Origin of the sequence: Alkalibaculum bacchi (assembly GCF_003317055.1) — a bacterium.
Classification (GTDB): domain Bacteria; phylum Bacillota; class Clostridia; order Eubacteriales; family Alkalibacteraceae; genus Alkalibaculum; species Alkalibaculum bacchi.
In genome coordinates this window covers 69,832-76,039 of the sequence record NZ_QNRX01000016.1, presented here as the reverse complement: position 1 = coordinate 76,039, position 6,208 = coordinate 69,832, and the positions used below count along the sequence as shown (strand labels likewise).

8 protein-coding genes are annotated in these 6,208 nt (G+C 34.3%); all 8 read left to right on the top strand.

Annotated elements, in window-relative coordinates:
• Positions 1–246 precede the first annotated feature (246 nt).
• Complete coding sequence (locus DES36_RS11585) at positions 247–459, top strand: helix-turn-helix domain-containing protein (protein WP_113921369.1); 213 nt, start codon at positions 247–249, stop codon at positions 457–459.
• A 30-nt stretch (positions 460–489) separates the two neighbouring features.
• Complete coding sequence (locus tag DES36_RS11580; RefSeq protein WP_113921368.1) at positions 490–1,155, top strand: type I restriction-modification system subunit M N-terminal domain-containing protein; 666 nt, start codon at positions 490–492, stop codon at positions 1,153–1,155.
• A 67-nt stretch (positions 1,156–1,222) separates the two neighbouring features.
• A complete protein-coding gene (locus tag DES36_RS11575) occupies positions 1,223–1,504 on the top strand; it encodes a CD1845 family protein (RefSeq protein ID WP_113921367.1) in 282 nt (93 codons plus the stop codon).
• Positions 1,505–1,588: 84 nt separating this feature from the next.
• Positions 1,589–2,377, top strand: coding sequence for a replication initiator protein A (locus tag DES36_RS11570; RefSeq protein WP_113921366.1), 789 nt, complete (start codon positions 1,589–1,591; stop codon positions 2,375–2,377).
• Entirely contained in the window at positions 2,374–3,213 is an 840-nt protein-coding gene (locus DES36_RS11565; protein WP_113921365.1) for an ATP-binding protein, read from the top strand. Before DES36_RS11570 ends, DES36_RS11565 begins: the two co-directional genes overlap by 4 nt.
• A complete protein-coding gene (locus DES36_RS11560; RefSeq protein ID WP_113921364.1) occupies positions 3,210–3,695 on the top strand; it encodes a PcfB family protein in 486 nt (161 codons plus the stop codon). The genes DES36_RS11565 and DES36_RS11560 overlap by 4 nt, the downstream gene beginning before the upstream one ends.
• Positions 3,692–4,420, top strand: a complete 729-nt coding sequence (locus tag DES36_RS11555; protein ID WP_113921363.1) for a phage antirepressor KilAC domain-containing protein — start codon at positions 3,692–3,694, stop codon at positions 4,418–4,420. The genes DES36_RS11560 and DES36_RS11555 overlap by 4 nt, the downstream gene beginning before the upstream one ends.
• Before the next feature lie 55 nt (positions 4,421–4,475).
• Complete coding sequence (locus tag DES36_RS11550) at positions 4,476–6,194, top strand: VirD4-like conjugal transfer protein, CD1115 family (RefSeq protein ID WP_479722703.1); 1,719 nt, start codon at positions 4,476–4,478, stop codon at positions 6,192–6,194.
• Positions 6,195–6,208: the final 14 nt, after the last annotated feature.

The following is a 6,208-nucleotide window of genomic DNA, read 5'->3' as shown; positions in this document are numbered from 1 at the left end:
AGCTCTGGTCTACTGCAATGCACTGAGTGGTCTGTTTTAATGCACTAGGTGGTCTAAATATATGCACTTGTGGTCTGTTTCGAATGCAATACTCAAAAATTGTAGGGGCGTAAGAAACTGAATAGAAATCACAAAATCCACTGATGTAATATTAGTGGATTTTCGTTTGGGATAAATTTCAATTTATCGAATGAATATACTATAACATTTGTTATAATATAAAGTAACGAGCTGGAGGTGTATAAGGTGGAATTTGCTCAAATGGTTAAAGAAATCAGAACCAAACTGAATATGAGTCAGGAACAGCTGGCAAGAGAGCTTCAAGTGAGCTTTGCCACAGTCAACCGCTGGGAGAAAGGTAAGAACAGTCCCAATAGAATAGCAAAAAAGGCACTTTATGATTTTGGTAAAGCAAAGGGACTTGAAGAAGGACTGATTAAGCATTTATTAGATTATTAAATTAGATGAAGGACTATGGGAGGAACAATAATGATTACAGGTGAATTACGAAGCAAGGTAGATAAAATATGGGAGATATTTTGGACAGGTGGTATTACCAACCCACTGTCTGTTATTGAGCAGTTTACCTACCTTTTATTTATAAAGGGACTGGATGAAAAACAAACAGACTTAGAAAAAAATGCTGAGCTACTTGGCATTGACGTAGATAAAATATTTAGTGATGAACAACAGAATCTAAGATGGCAGAAGTTTAAGCAACTGAGTGCATCTGATATGTATGACACGGTTTCAAAAAAAGTATTTCCATTTATCAAAACCATGCATAGTGATAAGAATTCAGCATTTACCAGATATATGGACGATGCCATCTTTATGATTCCAACACCTCAAATGCTTGAAAAAATCGTGACAAATATTGATTTATTACCATTATCAGATGGGGATACAAACGGTGATTTGTATGAGTACTTGCTTTCTAAAGTAGCTACAGCAGGTACCAATGGACAGTTTAGAACTCCAAGACATATTATTAAAATGATGGTGGAACTGATGCAACCAACACCAACGGATATTATAGTTGACCCAGCAGCGGGGTCTCGTGTCATAATTATGATAACGGCAGATAGTAACAATGGTGACTGGCTTTCAAGCCCTCTACTAGAAAACAAAAATATGGATTGGTGTGCTTTTTAGAGTAATTATTACCGATAATTGTTCTAAAAAGTACACCAGTCACTAAATAAATGAAGGAGGGGTTCAGATGAGATTGATCTTAAGAATCTTACTTTTTCCTATCACTTTACTCCTAACAATTTTCACTTTTATTCTAACCTTTTTACTGGGGATAGGAACGTGGCTACTAAATATAATTTCGGGTTTGATAGTCATTGGAGCGATAGCTTCTTTTATTACTGGTGAAACATCTTTAGGCGTAATAGCATTAATTATAGCTTTCCTGCTTAGTCCGTATGGGCTACCATTGATAGCAGAAAAATTAGTGTTTGGACTAGGTAAGATAACGGGAGCATTAAAAAGCATCTAACAACAAAAATTAAATATTAAGACTAAGACGATGGAATTAAAAACTCTGTCGTCTTTTTTATTTTCAAAGAAAGGAGGTGCAGGATTGGAGTTTGACTATTTTTATAAAAGAGATTTAGAAAGGTTTCAGTTTTTCATGCTACCCAAGATTTTGGTAATGGGAGAGCAATTTAAGACCATTTCATCAGATGCAAAGATTCTATATGCCTGCCTATTTGATCGTATAAGCTTATCAGCTAAGAATGACTGGTTAGATGAAGAAGGACGAATTTATATTATTTTTACTATTGAAGAGATAATGAAAACAATAAATAGGTCTAGACCGACAGCTGTAAAAGCCTTAGATGAGCTGGATAAAAACACTGGAGGAATCGGCCTAATTGAAAGAAAGAGATTAGGCTTTGGGAAACCTAACATTATCTATGTAAAAGACTTTACTAGCTATAGGGATGAGAAGTTAGAAAATCAAACTACTAGAAGTAAAGATTTTGAACTTCAAGAAGTTAAGAAATTTAATTATAGAAGTAAAGAAACTGAACTTCAAGAAGTTAAGAAAGTTGACCCTACTAATACTAATTATATTAAGACTGATTCTACTAAGACTGATTTTAATCAGGAGCAAAAAGTTTTTGGAGCTTTTCAAAATGTCTTTTTATCGAATAAGGAATTATCTAATCTAAAGACCATTCTTTCACATCAACTTGAAAATTATATTCAAAGGTTATCAAGCTATTTGAAAAGTACAGGAAGAACCTATGAGGATCATGAAGCGACAATTCTTTCCTGGTTTTACAAAGATCAAGGGCAACAAACAAGAAGTGAGAGAAGCAAAATACCGAGTTTTAAAGAATATGAAAGAGGTGAACATTTATGATAGAAAAAATTTTAATATCGGGAATAGAATTTCCATTAAATCCAGAAACAGATGCTTTTGTAGACGGCCATGTTTACTGTAAAGAATGCGGTGAACAGTTAGACCTTGAGCCAATTAATTTGCTAGGAGAGATTCATATATTCAGTAAGAAGTGCTTATGCGATAGAAAAAAAGAAGAGGAACAAAAGAAAAGAAAGAAGTTGCAACATATTGCTTCTTTGAAAAAATCATGCTTCAAATCCCCAATCGCAGGAAATTATCGTTTCTCATCTTATGAGGGAGAAAAGGAACAGAGTTATACTGTCGCACTAAATTTTGCTAAAAATTTTGAAGAAATGCAAAAGGATAATATAGGTTTACTTTTCTATGGAAGTGTGGGAAGTGGAAAGTCCTTTCTAGCTTCTTGCATAGCGAACTACTTGATTGAGGAGAAACTATTATCTGTAAAGATGAGGAACTTTGCTGAAATTATTAATGATCTTCAATCAGGAGGTTTTAGCTTAGATAACAATAAATATATTGACTCGATTACTAATGTTCCGTTACTTATTTTAGATGATTTAGGTATTGAAAGAGATACTAGCTATGCTAAAGAGCAAGTGTATAACGTAATAAATGCTAGGTATCAGAGTCAAAAGCCAACAATTATTACAACTAATCTTTCATTAACGACGATAGAAAACGCCAACGAGATAGAATATCAACGAATTTATTCAAGGATTATAGAAATGTGCATACCTATTCTTGTTTCAGGTGATGATTTTAGAAAGAAAATTAAAAGGAATAAGATGAATCGATACACAGATAGCTTACTCTTTGGGGGTGAAGAAAGATGATTAATGAAGATATATCTAATAGAACTGTAAGTATTCAATTTAGAGCCAGCAAGAAAATTGCAGACGAGCTTTTAAGGGCAATGAAGACACTTATGGCCAAATCAAAGAAGGCTGGAGGACTTGAGGAATACATTAAGCAAGAAGGCAATGAGACAAAGCTAAAAGACATGGTGAAAAAAGGCCAGCTTGAAGAAATAGAAGTAAAAGAACCCGAATTGAAAGAACTTAGAAAAGAGTTGAACAAGCATGGAGTTAAATTTTCAGTCTTAAGAGATAAAGAAACAGGCAATTATAATGTCTTTTTTCAAGCGAAAGACACCAAGGTAATGGACGTGGCTTTCAGTAGAGCCTTGCAAAAGGCTGAACAGAAATACGATAAGAAGCAATCAGTAAAGAAGCAAATTAGCCAGCTTAAAGAAAAAATTAAAGAGACTATAACTAACGATAAGGTTAAGAATAAACACAAGGAGCAAAGTCTATGAATAATATTTTACAATTTAATAATAAGGAATTCGGAGAGCTCACTGTTATTGAAAAAGACGGTGAGTTTTTCTTTTTAGGAAAAGAAGTAGCTGAAAAACTAGGATACTCAAATACAAGGGATGCCTTAGCTAGACATGTTGATATAGAGGATAGAGCTGATGTCGGGATTCACGACGGCAGACAGATGAGAAGTATGACAGCCATTAACGAGTCAGGTCTTTATTCCCTGATACTCTCATCTAAGCTACCATCGGCAAAGAGATTTAAGCATTGGGTAACCAAAGAAGTCCTTCCTAGTATTAGAAAAAATGGAGGTTATATTGAGGGGCAGGAAATGCTGACGAATGAAGAAATACTAGCGAAAGCTATGCTAGTTGCCAATAATGTAATTGAAGAAAAGAATCAAAAAATAAAAGAGTTAGAGCCAAAAGCCAATTACTATGATCAACTGGTAGATAAGAACCTGCTCACTAATTTTAGAAACACAGCTAAGCAGTTGAATATTCCACAAAAAGCCTTCATCGATTTTTTGTTAGCTAACGACTTTGTTTATAGAGATAAACATCAAAGACTTCTTCCATATTCCCGTAAAAATAAAGGCTATTTTGAAGTTAAGGAATGGATTAGTGAAGATGGAAGACTAGTTGGTATTCAAACGCTGATTACACCAAAAGGAAGGAATTATTTTCTAGTCTTATTGGGAGGTGGTTTCCATTGTGATTGATAAGATTTTAAAGGATGTAAAAGATGCTCTGAAGATAGATAGTCCAAAGGAATTTATGATTGGATGGCTACCCTACATTCTTATTTTCTATTTTGGAAATATTTTTTCCAAACACGTTAATGTCTATGTTGGTGGAGATATTATTGACAGGGTTTTTACAGCTATCTTGCAAATAGAGACAATGAGTTTTCTACCAAGTTTAAAAGCAAATGACTTAGTAATAGGCTTAGTAATAGCTGGACTTGTAAAAGCTATTGTTTACACTAAAGGCAAGAAAGCCAAGAAGTTTCGAGAAGGCGAAGAGTATGGTTCAGCCAGATGGGGGACTAAGAAGGATATTGAGCCATATATTGATGACAAGTTCCAGAACAATGTTATTCTGACACAAACAGAATATCTGACCATGAATTCCAGACCAAAGAATCCTAAGTATGCTAGAAATAAAAATGTTATGGTCGTTGGTGGTTCAGGTTCAGGTAAAACGAGATTTTATGTAAAACCGAACCTTATGCAAATGCACTCTTCCTATGTTGTAACAGATCCTAAAGGGACAATCGTAATAGAATGTGGCAAGATGCTTGAAAGAAATGGATATGATATTAAAGTTTTAAATACCATTAACTTTAAAAAATCCATGAAATATAATCCATTTGCTTATTTAAGGTCTGAAAAGGATATATTAAAATTAGTACAGACCATTATTGCTAATACAAAAGGTGAAGGAGAAAAAGCTGGTGAAGACTTTTGGGTTAAGGCCGAAAAGCTCTATTACACAGCCCTTATAGGCTATATCTTCTATGAAGCACCTAAAGAAGAAAAGAACTTCGCAACACTGCTTGATATGATTGATGCATCAGAAGTTAGAGAAGATGATGAAAATTACAAGAATCCTATTGACCATCTATTCGATGCCTTAGAAAGAAAAGATCCAACTCACTTTGCTGTGAAGCAATATAGAAAGTATAAATTAGCAGCTGGTAAGACCGCCAAGTCTATATTAATCTCTTGTGGAGCAAGGCTTGCTCCTTTTGATATTAAGGAATTAAGAGAGCTAATGAGTGAAGATGATTTAGCCTTAGATACTATTGGAGATAAGAAAACAGCACTCTTTGTCATCATTTCAGATACTGATGATACCTTTAACTTTGTAGTATCCATTATGTATTCTCAACTCTTTAATCTCTTATGCGATAAAGCTGAGGATGTCTATGGTGGTAGACTACCCGTTCATGTTAGATTTCTACTTGATGAGTTTGCCAATATTGGACTTATTCCTAAGTTCGAAAAGCTTATTGCAACGATACGTTCCAGAGAAATATCTGCAAGCATAATCTTACAGGCTCAATCCCAGTTAAAGGCAATCTATAAAGATCATGCCGATACTATTGTTGGTAACTGTGATTCTATGATTTTCTTGGGTGGTAAAGAAAAGACGACACTTAAGGAATTATCTGAAACGCTAGGTAAAGAAACCATTGACCTATATAACACATCAGAAAACAGGTCAAATCAAAAGAGCTTTGGACTGAACTATCAAAAAACTGGTAAAGACCTCATGAGTCAGGATGAAATAACTGTTATGGATGGTGGAAAATGTATCTTGCAACTTAGAGGAGTAAGACCATTTCTATCTGACAAGTATGACATCACAAAGCATAAAAATTATAAACTTTTGGAAGATTATGACAAGAGAAATGCTTTTGATGTTGAGAAGTATATGACTAGGAAAAATAAACCTAAGCTAAAGGCGAATACTACTGTGGTACGAATTTAGTTTAAAAGCAGAGC